The organism is Sphingomonas sp. SRI_018 (assembly GCF_057586275.1).
In genome coordinates, this window is sequence record NZ_JBYCZO010000001.1 from 949,998 (window position 1) to 966,006 (window position 16,009).

Below are 16,009 nucleotides of genomic sequence, written 5' to 3' on the forward strand. Positions count from 1 at the left end.
CAGAAGGATCGGGACGATCAAGCGGTCCGGCGTTGTGTGCGGTGCGCCATGCCGTTAGGTTTATGCGATGACTTCCCCAGACAAGCCGGCCGCCGGCGCTCCGACGGTCAAGTGGCGCTTCCCCTCGGTCCATCCCGAGGGCCGCAAATATGTGCTGATCGCCGCGGCGATCACGTTCGTGGCGTGGCTGTTCCTGCCCATCCTCACCTGGCCGTTCATCGGCCTGACGATCTGGGTCGCCGCATTCTTCCGCGATCCGGTGCGGGTGACGCCGCAAGGGGAAGGGCTGATCGTCTCGCCCGCCGACGGTCTCGTCACCATGATCGAGCGCGTGCCGCTGCCGCCCGAGCTCGCCGGCGACAACGGATTGGGCGAAGCGCCCCGCGTGCGCGTTTCGATCTTCATGAGCGTGTTCGACGTCCACATCAATCGCACGCCGATCTCCGGCACGATCCGCCAGGTCGTCTATATTTCGGGCAAGTTCCTGAACGCGGACCTGGACAAGGCTAGCGAGGAAAATGAGCGCCAGCATTTCGTGGTCGAGGACCGCGATGGCATGCGCGTCGGCTTCACCCAGATCGCCGGGCTGGTCGCGCGGCGTATCGTCACCTTCGCCAAGCCGGGCGACATCGTCGTCGCCGGGCAGCGCATCGGCCTCATCCGCTTCGGCAGCCGCGTCGACGTCTACCTTCCCGAGGACGTCGCCTGCCAGGTCGCGCTCGGCCAGCGCGCGGTGGCGGGGGAGACGGTGATCGGCCGCAAGGGCGCCGATCCGGTCCTCGGCGTCGCGCAATAATGGCGACCGACGGCGAAGCGCGCCGACGATTGCGCCGCCGCCGCGAGGCGCGCGGCATCCCGCTGCGCTCGGTCGCGCCCAATGCGGTGACGGCGCTCGCGCTCTGCGCCGGCCTCACCGCGGTCCGCTTCGCCATCTCCGGCCAGTGGGAGCAGGCGGTGCTGATGATCATGATCGCCGCGATCCTCGACGGGATCGACGGGCGGATCGCGCGGCTGCTGCGCGGTGAGAGCCGGTTCGGTGCCGAGCTCGATTCGCTTTCCGACGCGATCAGCTTCGGCGTATCGCCCGCGCTGGTCCTCTATCTCTGGTCGCTGACCAACGCGCCGCGCTTCGGCTGGATCGGCGCGCTGCTCTACGCCGTGTTCTGCGCGCTGCGCCTCGCCCGGTTCAACGCGCGCATCGACCTCACCGATCAGCCGCACAAGTCTGCCGGCTTCCTCACCGGCGTCCCGGCGCCGGCCGGCGCCGGCCTCGCGCTGCTTCCCATCTATCTCTGGCTGTGGACCGAGGAGCCGGTGCTCCGCTCGCCCTGGCTGGTGGGCCCGTGGCTGGCGCTGGTCGCGCTGTTGATGGTGTCGAGCCTCGCCACCTACAGCTGGTCGTCGTTCCGCCTCAGGCGCAACATCCGCTTCGAGGCAATCGTGGTGGTGGTCGCGATCGGCGCCGCGCTGGTGTCGGCGCCGTGGCAGGCACTGAGCGTGCTCAGCCTGCTTTATATCGCTTCGCTGCCGTTCAGCGTGTCATCCTATCGCCGGGTCAGGCAGCTGCGCGCAGTAGCGCCGGCCGCATCGCCGTCCGCACCCTGACCGCCGGCCGCAGTCCGCCGCGCGGCGGCACCGGCGCCAGGACGGGCGCGGAGAGGGCAGGGCCATGCACGAGCAGGTCGACGATCCGTCCCGCCTCAGGCGCCACGGTCGCCCAGATCGTCCAGCACGCCGCGACGAACGCGGCCGCGAACACGAGAAATGCAATGACCGCCATCACCCTTGGCTCCCATCCAAATCTGCCCCGTGCTCGGAATCCCGCGATTCCAGACGTTTGAGGCCGATATCCGTTGCACCCGCACGGCTGCTGCCGCCGAAGTTCTCAACTGAGTCACGTTATGTTCTCTTGATGTTCGCGCGTCAAGCCACAATGTTCGCTTGAATCGGGACGGCGCTTCGGCTAAGGGCGCCGCCTCAACCCGCATGGGAAGCCCATAACCCGGTGCCCGGCCGGCGCTCTCGCGCTCGTCAGGTCATCGCTTCCCAGAGGATCAACCGGAAGGAGTCTATACCCTATGGCGGCACCCGTCGTCACCATGCAGCAGCTGCTCGAATCGGGCGCGCATTTCGGCCACCAGACGCACCGCTGGAACCCGAAGATGAAGCCCTACATCTTCGGCGACCGCAACGGCGTCCACATCCTCGACCTCTCGCAGACCGTGCCGCTGTTCGCGCGCGCGCTGGAGTTCGTGAGCTCGACCGTCGCCGCCGGCGGCAAGGTGCTGTTCGTCGGCACCAAGCGCCAGGCGCAGGAGCCGATCGCCGAGGCCGCGCGCCGCGCCGGCCAGCATTTCGTCAACCATCGCTGGCTGGGCGGCATGCTCACCAACTGGAAGACGATCTCTGGCTCGATCAAGCGCCTCAAGGCGCTCGAGGAGCAGCTGTCGGGCGACACGCACGGCCTCACCAAGAAGGAAGTGCTGCAGCTCACCCGTGAGCGCGACAAGCTCGAGCTGTCGCTCGGCGGCATCCGCGACATGGGCGGCGTGCCCGACGTCATGTTCGTGATTGACGCCAACAAGGAAGAGCTGGCGATCAAGGAAGCCAACACGCTCGGCATCCCGGTCGTCGCGATCCTCGATTCGAACGTGTCGCCGGACGGCATCGCTTTCCCGGTGCCGGCCAATGATGACGCGTCGCGCGCGATCCGCCTCTATTGCGAGGCGGTGGCGATCGCCGCCACCCGCGGCGGCCAGCAGGCGCAGGCGCAGTCGGGCCGCGACCTCGGCGCGATGGACGAGCCGCCGGCCGAGGAGGCGCTGAGCGTCGAGCCGGTCGCCGAGGCCGATCCCGAGCATCCGGCTGCGGCGAGCGAGCCCGAGACCGCGCTCGAAGGCGAACGCCAGATCGACGCCTGAGCGTCGCCGAACTGAAACATCGGCGGGGCAGGGCGCAACCACGCTCTGCCCCGTTGTTCATATATCAACCTTCCCCAAGAGGATTTTCACATGGCCGAGATCACTGCCGCTGCCGTGAAGGACCTGCGCGAGAAGAGCGGCGCGGGCATGATGGATTGCAAGAAGGCGCTGACCGAGACGAACGGCGACATGGACGCCGCGCTCGACTGGCTGAAGACCAAGGGCCTCGCCGCCGCCGCCAAGAAGTCGAGCCGCACCGCGGCCGAGGGTCTGGTCGGCGTCGCCGTCGCGGGGCCGAAGGGCGCGGTGGTCGAGGTCAACTCGGAGACCGATTTCGTCGCCAAGAACGACCAGTTCCAGGCGTTCGTGCGCGACGTGACGACGGTCGCGCTCGAGCTCGGCGACGACCTCGCGACGATCAAGGCCGCGCAGCTCGGCGACAAGACGGTCGAGGAGGTGCTGACCAACAACATCGCCACGATCGGCGAGAACCAGGCGGTGCGCCGCGCGAAACGCCTCGAAGTGTCGCAGGGCGCGGTGATCCCCTATGTCCACAATGCGGCGGCGCCGGGCCTCGGCAAGATCGGCGTGCTGGTCGCGCTGGAGTCGGACGCGGGCGTCGACGTGCTCGAGCCGCTCGGCAAGCAGCTGGCGATGCACATCGCCGCGGCCTTCCCGCTGGCGCTCGACGAGAGCGGCCTCGACCAGGACGTGATCGAGCGCGAGCGCGCGATCGCGACCGAGAAGGCGGCCGAGAGCGGCAAACCGGCCGACATCGTCGCCAAGATGGTCGAGGGCGCGATCAAGAAGTTCGCCAAGGAGAATGCTCTCCTCAGCCAGCTGTTCGTGATGGACGGCAAGACGCCGATCGCCGACGTCGTGGCGAAGGCGGGCAAGGACGCGGGCGCGTCGATCGTGCTCAAGGACTATGTCCGCTTCCAGCTCGGCGAGGGCATCGAGAAGGAAGCCAGCGACTTCGCCGCCGAGGTGGCGGCGGCGTCGGGCGTTCCGCAGACGAAGTAGCTCCAACCGTCACCCCGGCCTTGTGCCGGGGTCCACGTCTCCACAAGCCTTATCGCCTGCGGCTGCGTGGATGCCGGAACAAGTCCGGCATGACGATTGAGGCCAACGCTTCCCTTCGCGGCGCGGCACCTCTAAGGTCCGCGCCGCTTCGCTGTCCCGCTCACGAAATCAAGGCCTTCATGACCCTCCCGCGCTTCAACCGCATCCTCCTCAAGCTATCGGGCGAGGTCCTGATGGGCAGCGGCCAGTTCGGTATCGACCCCGCCATGTGCGCGCGTGTCGCCGGGGAGGTGAAGGCGGCGAAGGACAGTGGGCTCGAGATCTGCATGGTGGTGGGCGGGGGCAACATCTTCCGTGGGCTCGCCGGCGCCGCGCAGGGCTTCGACCGCGCCTCGGCCGATTACATGGGCATGCTCGCGACGGTGATGAACGCGCTGGCGATGCAGAACGCGCTCGAGAAGATCGGCGTCGACACGCGCGTCCAGTCGGCGATCCCGATGGCCTCGGTCTGCGAGCCCTATATCCGCCGCCGCGCGATGCGGCACATGGAGAAGGGGCGGGTGGTGCTGTTCGCCGCGGGCACCGGGCTGCCGTTCTTCACCACCGACACCACGGCGGCTCTCCGCGCCGCCGAGATGGGCTGCGACGCGCTGTTCAAGGGGACCAGCGTCGACGGCGTCTATGACGCCGATCCCAAGAAGGTGCCGACCGCCAAGCGCTACGACACGCTGAGCTTCAACCGCGTGCTCGCCGACGACCTCAAGGTCATGGACGCGAGCGCGGTCGCACTATGCCGCGACAACGACATCCCGATCGTCGTGTTCAACATCCGGGACGAAGGCAATCTCGCCGCCGTGCTGCGCGGCGAGGGCACGTCGACCATCGTCCGGAACCAGGCTTGAGAGGACACTTAAATGGCCGCCTATGACAAATCCGACCTCGAGCGCCGCATGGCCGGCGCTCTCGAGGCGCTGAAGCACGACCTCGCGGGCCTGCGCACCGGCCGCGCCAACGTCTCGCTGCTCGATCCGGTGACGGTCGAGGTCTATGGCGCGCACATGCCGCTCAACCAGGTCGCCACTGTCTCGGCACCCGAGCCGCGCATGCTGTCGGTGCAGGTGTGGGACAAGTCGAACGTCGGCCCGGTTGACAAGGCGATCCGCTCGGCCGGGCTCGGCCTCAACCCGATCGTCGACGGCCAGACGCTGCGCCTGCCGATCCCGGACCTCACCGAGGAACGCCGCAAGGAGCTCGCCAAGCTGGCCGGCCAATATGCGGAGAAGGCGCGCATCGCGGTCCGCAACGTGCGCCGCGACGGCATGGATAGCCTCAAGACTGACGAAAAGAAGGGCGTCTATTCGGAAGACGAGCGCAAGCGCCACGAGACCGAGGTGCAGAAGCTGACCGATGCGACGATCGCCGACATCGATGCCGCCGCGGCCGCCAAGGAGAAGGAAATCCTCGGCAAGTGAGGAACGTACCTTTCTCAAGCCCCTCCCCTTCAGGGGAGGGGTTGGGGTGGGGGAGTGCGGCAGGCCATGTCGCTTGCGGCGAGGCCCCACCCCCAACCCCTCCCCTGAAGGGGAGGGGCTAGATGGCGACTGCTCTCGTGCCAGGCAGCGCGACCGCACCCCGCCATGTGGCGATCATCATGGACGGCAACGGGCGCTGGGCGAAGGCCCGGCACCTGCCGCGCATCGCCGGGCACCGCAAGGGCGTCGAAGCGGTGCGCCGTGTCACGCGCGCGGCGCGCGAGATGGGCATCGAGTATCTGACGCTCTACGCCTTCTCCTCGGAGAACTGGCGCCGTCCGGCTGAGGAGGTCGGCGAGCTGATGGGGCTGCTGCGCCGCTTCATCCAGTCCGACATCGAGGAGTTCGTGCGCGAAGGCGTGCGGCTCGCGATCATCGGCGACTGGCGCGCGCTGGCGCCCGATCTGGTCCGGATGATCGAGGACGTGCTCGCCCGCACGGCGAACAATCCCGGTCCGACCGTGGTGATCGCGCTCAATTACGGCGCGCAGGCGGAGATCGCTGCCGCCGCCCGCCGCCTGGCGGAGAAGGCCCGCGCGGGCGAGCTCGACCCGCAGGCGATCGACGAGCAGGCGTTCGAAGGCGAGCTGATGAGCGGCGCGCTGCCGCCGGTCGACCTCCTCATCCGCACCTCGGGCGAGCAGCGGCTGTCCAACTTCCTGCTCTGGCAGGCGGCCTATGCCGAGCTGCTGTTCGTCGACACGCTGTGGCCCGACTTCGACGGCGCCGCGCTGGCGGAGGCGGTTGCGGCGTTCGGGCGGCGGCAGCGGCGGTTCGGCGGGCTCTGACATGTCCGATCTCGCCGTCCGGTCGGTGGTCGGCCTCGTGCTGGTCGCGCTCGCCGTCGCGGCGCTGTGGGCGGGCGGCTTCGCCTTCTGGCTGGTGCTGGTGGTGGCCGCGCTGCTGATGACGGTCGAGTGGGTGGCGCTGCGCGGCGGTACCCGGCGCGAGCGGCGGATCGCGCAGTTCAGCCTGTCGGTGCCGCTCGCGATCATGGCGCCGGCACCGCTCGCCGCCGGGCCGGGCTTCTTCGCGCTCGGGCTGATCGCCGGCGCCACCTTCTTCGCCGCCGCCGCGACCCGGCGCAGCGCGATCGGCGGCGGCATCCTTTACGTCGGCGTGCCCGTGCTGGCGCTGCTGCTGCTGCGTGAGCAGGACAATGGCCTGCTGCTCGCCTTCTGGGCGATGGCGCTGGTGTGGGCGACCGATATCGGCGCCTTCTTCGCCGGTCGCACGTTCGGCGGCCCCAGGCTCGCGCCGATGCTGAGTCCCAACAAGACCTGGGCCGGCCTGATCGGCGGCATGATCGCGGCGGCGCTGTTCGGATTCGCGCTGCACTGCTGGGCGGGCCTGCCGTTCCACCTCGCTGCGGCGACGCCGGTGCTGGCGCTGCTGGCGCAGGCCGGCGACCTCTACGAGAGCTGGCTCAAGCGCCGCGCCGAGGTCAAGGATTCGGGCAATCTCCTGCCGGGTCATGGCGGCCTGCTCGACCGCCTTGACGGGCTGGTCGCGGTAGCGCCGGTGGCCGCGCTGCTGGTAGAACTGCCGAGATGGCTCGGATGAAGACCGTCACCGTCCTCGGCGCGACCGGATCGGTTGGCCGCTCGACGCTCGACCTCGTCGAGCGCGCGCCGGAGGCGTTCGAGGTGCTCGCGCTCACCGCCAATTGCGATGTCGAGCGGCTGGCGGCGGCGGCGATCCGCACCAATGCGCGCCTTGCGGTGGTCGCCGACGAAAGCTGCCTGCCAGCACTCCGCGACGCACTCGCCGGCACCGGCATCGCCGCCGCCGGTGGCGCCGATGCGGTGTGCGAGGCGGCGGCGATGGGCGCCGACTGGACGATGGCCGCGATCGTCGGCTGCGCCGGCCTCAGGCCGGTGATGACCGCGATCAGGGCAGGGGGCGCGGTCGCGCTCGCCAACAAGGAGGCGCTGGTCTCCGCCGGCGAGGTGATGACTGCCGCCGCCGCGGCCAATGGCGCCATGCTGCTCCCGGTCGATTCGGAGCACAACGCGATCTTCCAGTGCCTGGAGCCCGGCAACCGCGACGCGGTGCGCCGGATCATCCTCACCGCCAGCGGCGGTCCGTTCCGCGACTGGGATGCGGCGGCTATGCATGCGATCACCCCCGAGCAGGCGGTCGCTCATCCCAATTGGTCGATGGGCGCCAAGATCTCGGTCGATTCGGCGACGATGATGAACAAGGGCCTCGAGCTGATCGAGGCGCATCACCTGTTCGCCATGCCCTCCGACCGCCTCGACGTCATCGTCCACCGTCAGTCGGTGGTCCATTCCCTGGTCGAGTACCGCGACGGCTCGCTGCTCGCGCAGCTCGGTCCCTCGGACATGCGCGTGCCGATCGCGCACACGCTCGCCTGGCCCGAGCGGATGGCGACGCCGATGGCGCCGCTCGACCTGGTCGCCATCGGCCGGCTGGACTTCGAGGCGCCGGACCCGGTGCGCTTCCCCGCGCTGCGCCTCGCCCGCGCTGCGCTGGAGGCCGGCGGCGCCCGCCCGGCGATCCTCAACGCCGCCAACGAGGTCGCCGTCGCCGCTTTCCTTGACCGCCGCATCGGCTTCCTCGAAATTGCCGCAATCGTCGAGGATACCCTCGGCCGCTACGATCCGGGTGCGCCGGACAGCCTCGATGCCGTGTTGAACGTCGACGCAGAGGCGCGCAGAATAGCCGGTGGCCGTGTAAAGATTGGCGTGTAGAGGATATTCGTAGCTTGACCGAAACCCCCGGCTTTCTCCTGACCGTCGCCGCTTTCCTGCTGGTGCTGGGTCCGCTCGTGTTCGTGCACGAGCTCGGCCATTATCTCGCCGGCCGCTTGTTCGGGGTGAAGGCGGAGGTCTTTTCGATCGGCTTTGGGCGCGAGATCTTCGGGGTGACCGACAGACGCGGCACCCGCTGGAAGTTCGCGTGGCTGCCACTCGGCGGCTACGTCAAGTTCGCCGGCGACATGAACCCGGCCAGCCAGCCCTCGGCCGAATGGCTCCAGCTCCCGCCCGCCGAACGCGCGCGCACCTTCCAGGCCAAGCCGGTGTGGCAGCGCGCGATCGTGGTGGCGGCGGGGCCGATCACCAACTTCCTGATCGCGATCCTGATCCTCGCCGGCTTCGCCTATGCCTATGGCGACAGCCGCACGCCGCCGGTAGTGCGGGAGGTGACCGCTCGCAGCGCCGCCGCGGCCGCGGGCCTCCACGCCGGCGACCGCATCACCGCCATCGACGGCCGCTCGATCGAGCGGTTCGACGAGCTCGCACGCTACGTGTCGCTCCGCCCCGGCGAAGGTGCGATCATGACGGTCGACCGCCAGGGCGAGACGCTCGCGCTGCCGGTGACCTTCGCCGTCCGTCATGAGACCGACCGCTTCGGCACCGATTATCGCATCGGGATGCTCGGCGTCCTGTCGGGTCCGCCGGTGCGCGTGCCGGTGTCGCTGCTCGAGGCGCCGGGGATCGGCGTCGGCCGCACCGTCGAGATCGTCCGCATGATGGTCGATTCGCTCGCCCAGATTGTCACCGGCCGCCGCTCGGTGGAGGAGCTCGGCGGGCCGATCAAGATCGCCCAGGTCGCCGGCCAGCAGCTCTCGCTCGGCTGGGAACCGTTCGTCGGGCTGGTCGCGCTCATCTCGATTAATCTGGGATTCATCAACCTCTTGCCAGTTCCGGTGCTCGACGGAGGCCATCTGCTTCTCTATGCAGTCGAGGCGGTGAGGCGGCGCCCGGTCGGCCCACAGGTGCAGGAATGGGCCTTTCGCGGCGGGCTGGCGATGATCCTTGCTTTGATGCTGCTGGTCACTTTCAACGACTTGGTTCATGGATTGGCGGGTTGATCGGCCGGGGCGCTTAGGGCAGGGGCCGCGCGGGGGCGCGGCGCCTGCGGGCAGAGACTTCCTTCTGGGGTGGGATTAGGTGACACCGAACTTGGCTTCGACGACTTCCATGCGTGCCACGGCACTGCTCGCTGGCACGATGCTCGCCGGTGTGCCGCTCGCCGCCCTCGCCCAGACGGCGCCTGCGGTGCAGACCCCGCCGCCGCCCGTGACCGCAACCGTCGCGCCCGCGCCGGCGCAGGAGCACATCATCCGCTCGCTGCGGGTCGAGGGCTCGCAGCGCGTGGAGCCGGAGACGGTGCTGAGCTACACGCGCCTGCGCGTCGGCATCCCCTACACCAACGAGACGCTCGACCAAGCGATCAAGGACCTGCTTGCTTCCGATCTGCTGGCGGACGTCCAGATCGACGGCGCGGTCACCGGCGACATCGTCATCCGCATCCGCGAGAACCCGATCATCAACCGCGTGGTGCTGGAGGGCAACAAGCGGCTCAAGAACGACAAGATCGAGAAGGAGCTGAAGCTCAAACCGCGCCAGATCTTCACGCGCACCGCGGTGCGCGCCGACGTCGCGCGCATCATCGAGCTTTACCGCCGCCAGGGCCGCTTCGGCGCCTCGGTCGAGCCCAAGCAGGTCAGCCTCGACCAGAACCGCGTCGACGTGATCTTCGAGATCCACGAGGGGCCCAAGTCCAAGGTCCGCCAGATCAACATCATCGGCAACGAGAAATTCTCGGACGGCGAGCTCAGGAAGCAGATGGCGACCAAGGAGGCGCGCCTCCTCACCATCTTCTCGTCGAACACGTCCTATGACCAGGACCGCCTGGCCTATGACCAGCAGAAGCTGCGCCAGTTCTATCTGACCGAGGGCTATGCCGACTTCCGCGTGATCTCTGCGGTCGCCGAGCTGACGCCCGACAAGCGCGACTTCATCATCACCTACGTGGTCGAGGAAGGGCCGCGCTACAAGTTCGGCGACGTCACCGTCGACAGCGACATCCGCGACTTCGACGACAAGCGGATGGCGGCGACGCTCGGGATCAAGAAGGGTGACTGGTACAACGCCAAGAAGGTCGAGGACACCGTCGACTCGCTGAGCCAGACCGCCGGCGCCTTCGGCTACGCCTTCGCCGACGTGGACCCCGAGTTCCAGCGTGACCGCGAAGCGCTCACGATGAGCCTCAACTTCCATATCAAGGAAGCCAACCGCACCTACGTCGAGAAGATCGACATCACCGGCAACACCCAGACCCAGGACAAGATCATCCGCCGCGAGATGCGCCTGGCGGAGGGCGACGCCTTCAACACCTTCCTGGTCAAGCGTTCGACCGACCGCATCAACTCGCTCGGCTATTTCCAGGATAAGTTCGAGATATCGCAGAACCCGGGCTCTTCACCCGACCGCATCGTGCTCGGCGCCAACGTCGAGGAGAAGGCGACCGGCGAGCTCACCCTGTCGGCGGGCTTCTCGAGCCTCGAGCGCTTCATCCTCCAGGCCTCGATCCGCCAGCGCAACTTCCGCGGCAAGGGCCAGGACCTGCGCGCCTCGGTCAATTATTCGAGCTATTCGAAGTCGGTCGAGCTGGGCTTCACCGAGCCCTATTTCCTCGACAAGAACATCGCGCTCGGCGGCACGATCTTCCGTCGGGACTACAATGCTTTCAATTACTTGGGCAGCGATCGTCAGACCACATATTCAAACGTCTCGACCGGTTTCCAGATCGCGACCGGCGTGCCGCTCACCGAATATTGGACGCTGTCGGGCCGCTATACGCTGAGCAAGGACGACGTTGGGCTCGACAAGAGCACCTTCTACACCAACGGCGTCTGCGATCCGCTCAAGGCCGGCCGCTATCTCTGCGAGGCGATCGGCAACCGTCTGACCTCGATGATCGGCCTGTCGATCTCCTACGACAGCCTCAACAGCCGCCTGCGGCCGACCGCCGGTCAGCGCCTCTCGCTGAGCGCCGACTTCGCCGGTCTCGGCGGCGACGTGCGCTACATCCGCGGCCGCGCCGAAGGGTCGAAGTTCTGGAGCGTCGGCGGCGGCTTCATCCTCTCGCTGGTGGGCGAGGGCGGCTACATCCACAGCCTGGAGGGGGACAAGGGCCCCGGCGTCGACAGCGTCCGCATCACCGACCGCTTCTACCTGGGCGAGCCGCAGTTCCGCGGCTTCGACATCCGCGGCGTCGGCCCGCGCGTGCTGCGCTATCAGTATAGCGGCTCGGCGGCGACGGGCGACCAGGCGCTCAACAGGGATCGTGACCAGGTCATCGACGACGCGCTCGGCGGCCGTGCCTATTACCTGAGCCGCCTGGAGCTCGAAATCCCGCTCGGCGCCGGCGCGCGCGAGATGGGTCTCAGGCCCTCGATCTATGTCCAGGCCGGTGCGCTGTTCGGCCTCAAGAAGCCGCTGCCGACCGCCGCCTTCCCACAGGCGCGCGATGCCAACGGCAACCTGCTCTACAACAAGGACGGCTCGCCGACGCTGTTGCCCCTCATCGATTACATCAAGGATTCGGAGGGTCGTCAGCTCTATACCGTTCCCGGCACGACCACGGTCACCACCTGCGCCATCGGCTCGTCGGCGACCGCGGGTGGCCCTTGCGTGGGCGACACTCCCAACACGGTTCTGACCTCGACGACCAACCCGTTCTACGAGGAATATCTCGGCAATTCGGCGAAGCCGCGCCTGTCGGTCGGCTTCGGCGTGAACTGGAATTCTCCGTTCGGCCCGTTGCGTATCGACGTCGCCAAGGCCCTTCTCACGCAGAAGGGCGACGATCCCAAGCTCATTACTTTCAACGTAGGGACTCAGTTCTGATGAAGACGTTCAAGATGATTTTGCTCGCCGCCGCCGCGGCGATCCCCGGCACCGTCGCGCTGGTCGCGCCGGCGGCCGCCCAGGTCGCGGGCATCGCGGTCGCCAATCCGGAGGCCGCCGTCGCGCGCAGCAAGGCATGGACCGCTGCCCAGCAGCAGATCCAGACCACCTACAAGGCGCAGATCGACCAGGCCGAGGCCCGCCGCAAGGCGATCCAGACCGAGCTGCAGCCGCTCTACACCAAGTTCGAGGCGGACCGTAAGGCGAACGTTGCCGAGGCGACGCTGCGTACCCAGGCGCAGGCGATCCAGACGCGCGAGAATGCCGGCAACCAGGAGCTCGCCCGTCTGACCGCCCCGGCGCAGCGCGCCCAGGCCTATGCGCTCGAGCAGATCCAGGCTCAGCTCGCTCCCGCGGTGACCGCGGCGACCACCCGCAAGAACGTGCAGCTCCTGCTCCGTCCGGACGCGGCGCTGTTCGCCCAACCGACGGCCGACATCACCGCCGACGTCACCACCGAACTCGACCGCCTCGTTCCGTCGGTCAGCATCACCCCGCCGGCCAACTGGCAGCCGGGCCAGCAGCAGCAGGCGACGGGCGCCGCTCCGGCCGCGGCAGCGCCGGCCGCCTCGACTCCCGCGCGTCCGCAGCAGCAGGGTCGATGAACGAAGCGGCTTCGGCCGGCACCGCCTCCATCGGCCCGCTCGATATCGGACGGGTGATGGCGGCGCTGCCGCACCGCTACCCGATGCTGCTGGTCGACCGGGTCGAGGAGCTGATTCCCGGCCAGTCGATCGCCGCGATCAAGGCGGTGACGATCAACGAGGGCTTCTTCCAGGGCCATTTCCCCGGCCGGCCGATCATGCCCGGCGTGCTGATCGTCGAGGCGCTGGCGCAGGCCGCCGGCGTGCTGGCGGTCGAATCGTTCGGGCTCGCCGGCTCGGGCAAGCTCGTCTACTTCATGGCGATCGACGAGGCGAAGTTCCGCAAGCCGGTCGAGCCCGGCGTGCTGCTCCGCCTCGAGGTCGAGTTCGTCCAGAAGCGCGCGACGGTCTCCAAGTTCGCCGGCCGCGCGCTGATCGACGGGCAGGTGGCGGCGCAGGCCAATTTCACCGCGATGATCGCCGACCCGCCGAGCGCCTGAATCATCGACGAAACTTGCCATCGGGCGCGCTCCCATGTAGGGGCGCGCCTTCCTTTTTGGCTGGTCGGAAACCAGCCGCCGACAGGAGCTAGAGTGACGTGAAGAAAGATACCCACCCCGATTACCACATGATCAAGGTGCAGATGACCGACGGCACCGTGTTCGAGACCCGCTCCACCTGGGGCAAGGAAGGCGACACGATGCAGCTCGACATCGATCCGCTTGCGCACCCGGCGTGGACCGGCGGTTCCAAGCAGCTCCTCGACGCGGGCGGCCAGGTCGCGCGCTTCAACAAGCGCTTCGGCGGCCTCAGCCTCGGCAAGAAGTAAGCATTCCATCGTTCCGCCGCGGACCGGAGCCGGTTCGCGGCGGCGATAAAAATCCGCGGCCGTTTAAGGACTTGTTAAGGACTTGCGGGATCGAAAGACTTGCGTCAGCATTATACCGTTCACCTGAAGGGAGCGGTGAATGCTGGTTTGCACCCTGTCCGGGATCATCGCAGTCATGCTCGCGGCGCCTGCCTCGTCGCAGGGCGAGCGCGTGGCGCTGAAGAACCGGACGGTCGCCACATCCGGTTCCACCGTCCGCGCCCCCGTATCGCGCTCCCTCGCGAGGCGCATGGCCTTCATCCCCGTCGCCGCCACCGACATGCCCGACCTGACGAAGCGTCCGCAAACGCTTCGTTCCACCGTCCGGCGCGAGCGTTTCGAGCGATCCTTCGAGCCGGTCGAAACCGCGAGCGTCCGCGCCCTCCGCCTTGATTCGCCCGCACGTCAGTCCCGCGGCGGCAGCCCGCTCGACACCAGGCTGACGCTGCGTCTTGTCGGCGACGCCGGCGGCGTCGCTTCGAGCGATCTCGGTGTGAACGGCGGCATCGCCGGCATGGTCGACCGGGTGATCGAGCCCTGAATCATCTCCACAGGTTGGTGCGGGCGATGTCGAGCACCTCGTCGACGCGGCCGTTCAGCACCGCCTTCACCATGTAGAGCGTGAATCCCTGCGCCATCGCCGCGGTGATCTTCGGCGGCATCGCGAGCTCCTGGCGATTGACGAGAGCATCGACCAGCACCGGACCGTCATGCTCCATCGCGGCGCGGATGCCGGAGGTTACTTCGCCCGGATCCTCTAGCCGGATCCCGCGGATGCCCGCGGCTTCGGCCATGGCGGCGAAATTGGGGTTCTGCAGCTCCACGCCGAAATCCAGGAACCCCGTGGATTTCTGCTCGAGTTCGACGAAGCCGAGCGAGCCATTGTTGAACACCACCACCTTCACCGGCAGCCCGAGCTGCGCCAGGCTGATGAAATCGCCCATCAGCATGGTGAAGCCGCCGTCTCCCGAGAGCGAGATCACCTGCCGCTCCGGGAACGTCGCCTGGGCACCGATCGCCTGCGCCAGCGCATTGGCCATCGACCCGTGCCAGAAGGACCCGAGCAGCCGCCGCTTGCCGTTCATGGCAAGATAGCGCGCGGCCCATACGGTCGGCAGCCCGACGTCACAGGTGAAGACGGCATCGTCCGCGGCGAGGTCGCTGATCGCCTTGGCCACCTGCTGCGGATGGATCGGCTTGCGGCCGGAGGAACCGTCGGCGAGCGCGTCGAGCGCCTGCCGGGCCTTGGCATAATGATCGCGCGCCTTGTCCAAATACGCGCCGTCGACCTTCTCCCGCAGCAGGGGCAGGAGTGCGGCGATCGTCGCGCGGACATCGCCGACCACGCCGAGCTCGATCGGCGCACGCCGACCCAGATTCTCCGGCCGGATGTCGACCTGCGCGATCCGCGTGCCCGCCGCCGGATAGAACTGTCGATAGGGAAAATCGGCGCCGAGCAGCAGCAGGACATCGCAGTCGTTCATCGCATAATAGCCGGAGGAGAAGCCGATCAGCCCGGTCATCCCGACGTCATGGGGATTGTCCCACTCGACATGCTCCTTGCCGCGGATGGTGTGGGCCATCGGCGCCTTGAGTACGTCGCCGAGCGCGAGCAGCTCGTCATGGGCACCGGCGCAGCCACCGCCGCAGAAGAGCGTCACGCGTTTCGCCCCGTTGAGCAGGTCGGCGAGCGCCTGAAGGTCCGCCTCCCGCGGCACGACGACCGGCGCTCTAGGGCGCAGATCGACCGTAGAGGGCGCCGCCGCCTCCTGCGCCGGGGCAAGCGCGACATCGCCGGGGATGACCGCCACCGACACGCCCTGCTTCCCCACCGCCTCGCGGATCGCGACCTCCAGGACGCGCGGCATCTGCGTCGGGCTGGAGACCAGTTCGCAATAATGGCTGCACTCCTGGAAGAGGCTCTGCGGATGCGTCTCCTGGAAATAGCCGGACCCGATCTCGGGGGAGGGGATATGCGCCGCGATCGCCAGCACCGGCACGCGCGAGCGGTGGCAGTCGAACAGCCCGTTGATGAGATGCAGGTTGCCCGGCCCGCAGCTGCCGGCGCACACGGCGATGCTGCCGGTCAGATGCGCCTCGGCGCCGGCCGCGAATGCCGCCACCTCCTCGTGCCGGACATGGAGCCACTCGATGTCGCCGCGACGCCGGACCGCGTCGGTGAGGCCGTTGAGGCTGTCGCCGACGATGCCGTAGATGCGCTTGACCCCTGCGGCGACAAGCGTCTCGATGAACTGGTCGGCAACGGTCTGGGCCATCGGCTCGCTCCTTCGCAATATCGCTCAGCCTGCCAGTTCGGGATCGGACGCCGCGTTTCAAGGCCGGGCGGAACCGCATAAAC

General features: G+C 68.1%; 17 protein-coding genes. 15 read left to right on the forward strand and 2 right to left on the reverse strand.

Annotation, left to right across the window (positions count from 1 at the left end):
* Positions 1-67 precede the first annotated feature (67 nt).
* Both AC2YHA_RS04410 and AC2YHA_RS04415 read left to right on the forward strand, forming a co-directional pair.
* On the forward strand, positions 68-796 hold the full coding sequence (locus AC2YHA_RS04410; protein ID WP_487400518.1) for a phosphatidylserine decarboxylase: 729 nt from the start codon (positions 68-70) through the stop codon (positions 794-796).
* Positions 796-1,605, forward strand: a complete 810-nt coding sequence (locus AC2YHA_RS04415) for a CDP-alcohol phosphatidyltransferase family protein (RefSeq protein WP_233782689.1) — start codon at positions 796-798, stop codon at positions 1,603-1,605. Before AC2YHA_RS04410 ends, AC2YHA_RS04415 begins: the two co-directional genes overlap by 1 nt.
* Here AC2YHA_RS04415 and AC2YHA_RS04420 read toward each other — a convergent pair.
* Positions 1,556-1,780 (reverse strand): hypothetical protein, encoded by a 225-nt coding sequence (locus AC2YHA_RS04420; RefSeq protein ID WP_233782688.1) that lies wholly within the window; start codon positions 1,778-1,780, stop codon positions 1,556-1,558. The genes AC2YHA_RS04415 and AC2YHA_RS04420 overlap by 50 nt on opposite strands.
* A gap of 298 nt (positions 1,781-2,078) precedes the next feature.
* On the opposite strand from AC2YHA_RS04420, the gene rpsB reads away from it, so the two are divergent.
* From rpsB to AC2YHA_RS04485, 13 genes are all read left to right on the forward strand, one after another.
* Positions 2,079-2,921: a 30S ribosomal protein S2 gene (gene rpsB, locus AC2YHA_RS04425; protein WP_487400519.1), complete on the forward strand. Its 843-nt coding sequence runs from the start codon at positions 2,079-2,081 to the stop codon at positions 2,919-2,921.
* 90 nt (positions 2,922-3,011) lie between these two features.
* Entirely contained in the window at positions 3,012-3,944 is a 933-nt protein-coding gene (tsf, locus tag AC2YHA_RS04430; RefSeq protein WP_233782686.1) for a translation elongation factor Ts, read from the forward strand.
* 179 nt (positions 3,945-4,123) lie between these two features.
* Positions 4,124-4,846 carry a UMP kinase gene (gene pyrH / locus AC2YHA_RS04435; protein ID WP_233782685.1) on the forward strand — a complete coding sequence of 241 codons (723 nt, stop codon included), beginning with the start codon at positions 4,124-4,126 and terminating at the stop codon, positions 4,844-4,846.
* Between the two features lie 12 nt (positions 4,847-4,858).
* Positions 4,859-5,416, forward strand: a complete 558-nt coding sequence (frr, locus tag AC2YHA_RS04440; RefSeq protein WP_487400520.1) for a ribosome recycling factor — start codon at positions 4,859-4,861, stop codon at positions 5,414-5,416.
* A gap of 122 nt (positions 5,417-5,538) precedes the next feature.
* Positions 5,539-6,264 (forward strand): isoprenyl transferase, encoded by a 726-nt coding sequence (locus tag AC2YHA_RS04445; protein ID WP_487400521.1) that lies wholly within the window; start codon positions 5,539-5,541, stop codon positions 6,262-6,264.
* Position 6,265: 1 nt separating this feature from the next.
* A complete protein-coding gene (locus AC2YHA_RS04450; RefSeq protein ID WP_487400522.1) occupies positions 6,266-7,039 on the forward strand; it encodes a phosphatidate cytidylyltransferase in 774 nt (257 codons plus the stop codon).
* Positions 7,036-8,190, forward strand: a complete 1,155-nt coding sequence (locus tag AC2YHA_RS04455) for a 1-deoxy-D-xylulose-5-phosphate reductoisomerase (protein WP_487400523.1) — start codon at positions 7,036-7,038, stop codon at positions 8,188-8,190. Before AC2YHA_RS04450 ends, AC2YHA_RS04455 begins: the two co-directional genes overlap by 4 nt.
* Positions 8,191-8,204: 14 nt before the next feature.
* Positions 8,205-9,314: an RIP metalloprotease RseP gene (rseP, locus tag AC2YHA_RS04460; protein ID WP_487400524.1), complete on the forward strand. Its 1,110-nt coding sequence runs from the start codon at positions 8,205-8,207 to the stop codon at positions 9,312-9,314.
* A 109-nt stretch (positions 9,315-9,423) separates the two neighbouring features.
* Positions 9,424-12,138 carry an outer membrane protein assembly factor BamA gene (gene bamA, locus AC2YHA_RS04465; protein WP_487400525.1) on the forward strand — a complete coding sequence of 905 codons (2,715 nt, stop codon included), beginning with the start codon at positions 9,424-9,426 and terminating at the stop codon, positions 12,136-12,138.
* Positions 12,138-12,803 carry an OmpH family outer membrane protein gene (locus tag AC2YHA_RS04470; protein WP_487400526.1) on the forward strand — a complete coding sequence of 222 codons (666 nt, stop codon included), beginning with the start codon at positions 12,138-12,140 and terminating at the stop codon, positions 12,801-12,803. Before bamA ends, AC2YHA_RS04470 begins: the two co-directional genes overlap by 1 nt.
* Positions 12,800-13,282 (forward strand): 3-hydroxyacyl-ACP dehydratase FabZ, encoded by a 483-nt coding sequence (fabZ, locus tag AC2YHA_RS04475; RefSeq protein ID WP_487400527.1) that lies wholly within the window; start codon positions 12,800-12,802, stop codon positions 13,280-13,282. The genes AC2YHA_RS04470 and fabZ overlap by 4 nt, the downstream gene beginning before the upstream one ends.
* Before the next feature lie 98 nt (positions 13,283-13,380).
* Positions 13,381-13,611 (forward strand): 50S ribosomal protein L31, encoded by a 231-nt coding sequence (gene rpmE / locus AC2YHA_RS04480; RefSeq protein WP_233782677.1) that lies wholly within the window; start codon positions 13,381-13,383, stop codon positions 13,609-13,611.
* Positions 13,612-13,750: 139 nt separating this feature from the next.
* Entirely contained in the window at positions 13,751-14,191 is a 441-nt protein-coding gene (locus AC2YHA_RS04485; protein WP_487400528.1) for a hypothetical protein, read from the forward strand.
* 1 nt (position 14,192) lies between these two features.
* Here AC2YHA_RS04485 and poxB read toward each other — a convergent pair whose 3' ends face one another.
* Entirely contained in the window at positions 14,193-15,926 is a 1,734-nt protein-coding gene (poxB, locus tag AC2YHA_RS04490) for a ubiquinone-dependent pyruvate dehydrogenase (protein ID WP_487400529.1), read from the reverse strand.
* Positions 15,927-16,009 lie beyond the last annotated feature (83 nt).

Excerpts from the sequence above, each read along its gene's own strand:
- AC2YHA_RS04410 (WP_487400518.1), top strand. The coding sequence starts at position 68 with ATGACTTCCCCAGACAAGCCGGCCGCCGGCGCTCCGACGGTCAAGTGG.
- AC2YHA_RS04415 (WP_233782689.1), top strand. The coding sequence starts at position 796 with ATGGCGACCGACGGCGAAGCGCGCCGACGATTGCGCCGCCGCCGCGAG.
- AC2YHA_RS04420 (WP_233782688.1), bottom strand. The coding sequence starts at position 1,780 with ATGGCGGTCATTGCATTTCTCGTGTTCGCGGCCGCGTTCGTCGCGGCG.
- rpsB (WP_487400519.1), top strand. The coding sequence starts at position 2,079 with ATGGCGGCACCCGTCGTCACCATGCAGCAGCTGCTCGAATCGGGCGCG.
- tsf (WP_233782686.1), top strand. The coding sequence starts at position 3,012 with ATGGCCGAGATCACTGCCGCTGCCGTGAAGGACCTGCGCGAGAAGAGC.
- pyrH (WP_233782685.1), top strand. The coding sequence starts at position 4,124 with ATGACCCTCCCGCGCTTCAACCGCATCCTCCTCAAGCTATCGGGCGAG.
- frr (WP_487400520.1), top strand. The coding sequence starts at position 4,859 with ATGGCCGCCTATGACAAATCCGACCTCGAGCGCCGCATGGCCGGCGCT.
- AC2YHA_RS04445 (WP_487400521.1), top strand. The coding sequence starts at position 5,539 with ATGGCGACTGCTCTCGTGCCAGGCAGCGCGACCGCACCCCGCCATGTG.
- AC2YHA_RS04450 (WP_487400522.1), top strand. The coding sequence starts at position 6,266 with ATGTCCGATCTCGCCGTCCGGTCGGTGGTCGGCCTCGTGCTGGTCGCG.
- AC2YHA_RS04455 (WP_487400523.1), top strand. The coding sequence starts at position 7,036 with ATGAAGACCGTCACCGTCCTCGGCGCGACCGGATCGGTTGGCCGCTCG.
- bamA (WP_487400525.1), top strand. The coding sequence starts at position 9,424 with ATGCGTGCCACGGCACTGCTCGCTGGCACGATGCTCGCCGGTGTGCCG.
- AC2YHA_RS04470 (WP_487400526.1), top strand. The coding sequence starts at position 12,138 with ATGAAGACGTTCAAGATGATTTTGCTCGCCGCCGCCGCGGCGATCCCC.
- fabZ (WP_487400527.1), top strand. The coding sequence starts at position 12,800 with ATGAACGAAGCGGCTTCGGCCGGCACCGCCTCCATCGGCCCGCTCGAT.
- AC2YHA_RS04485 (WP_487400528.1), top strand. The coding sequence starts at position 13,751 with ATGCTGGTTTGCACCCTGTCCGGGATCATCGCAGTCATGCTCGCGGCG.
- poxB (WP_487400529.1), bottom strand. The coding sequence starts at position 15,926 with ATGGCCCAGACCGTTGCCGACCAGTTCATCGAGACGCTTGTCGCCGCA.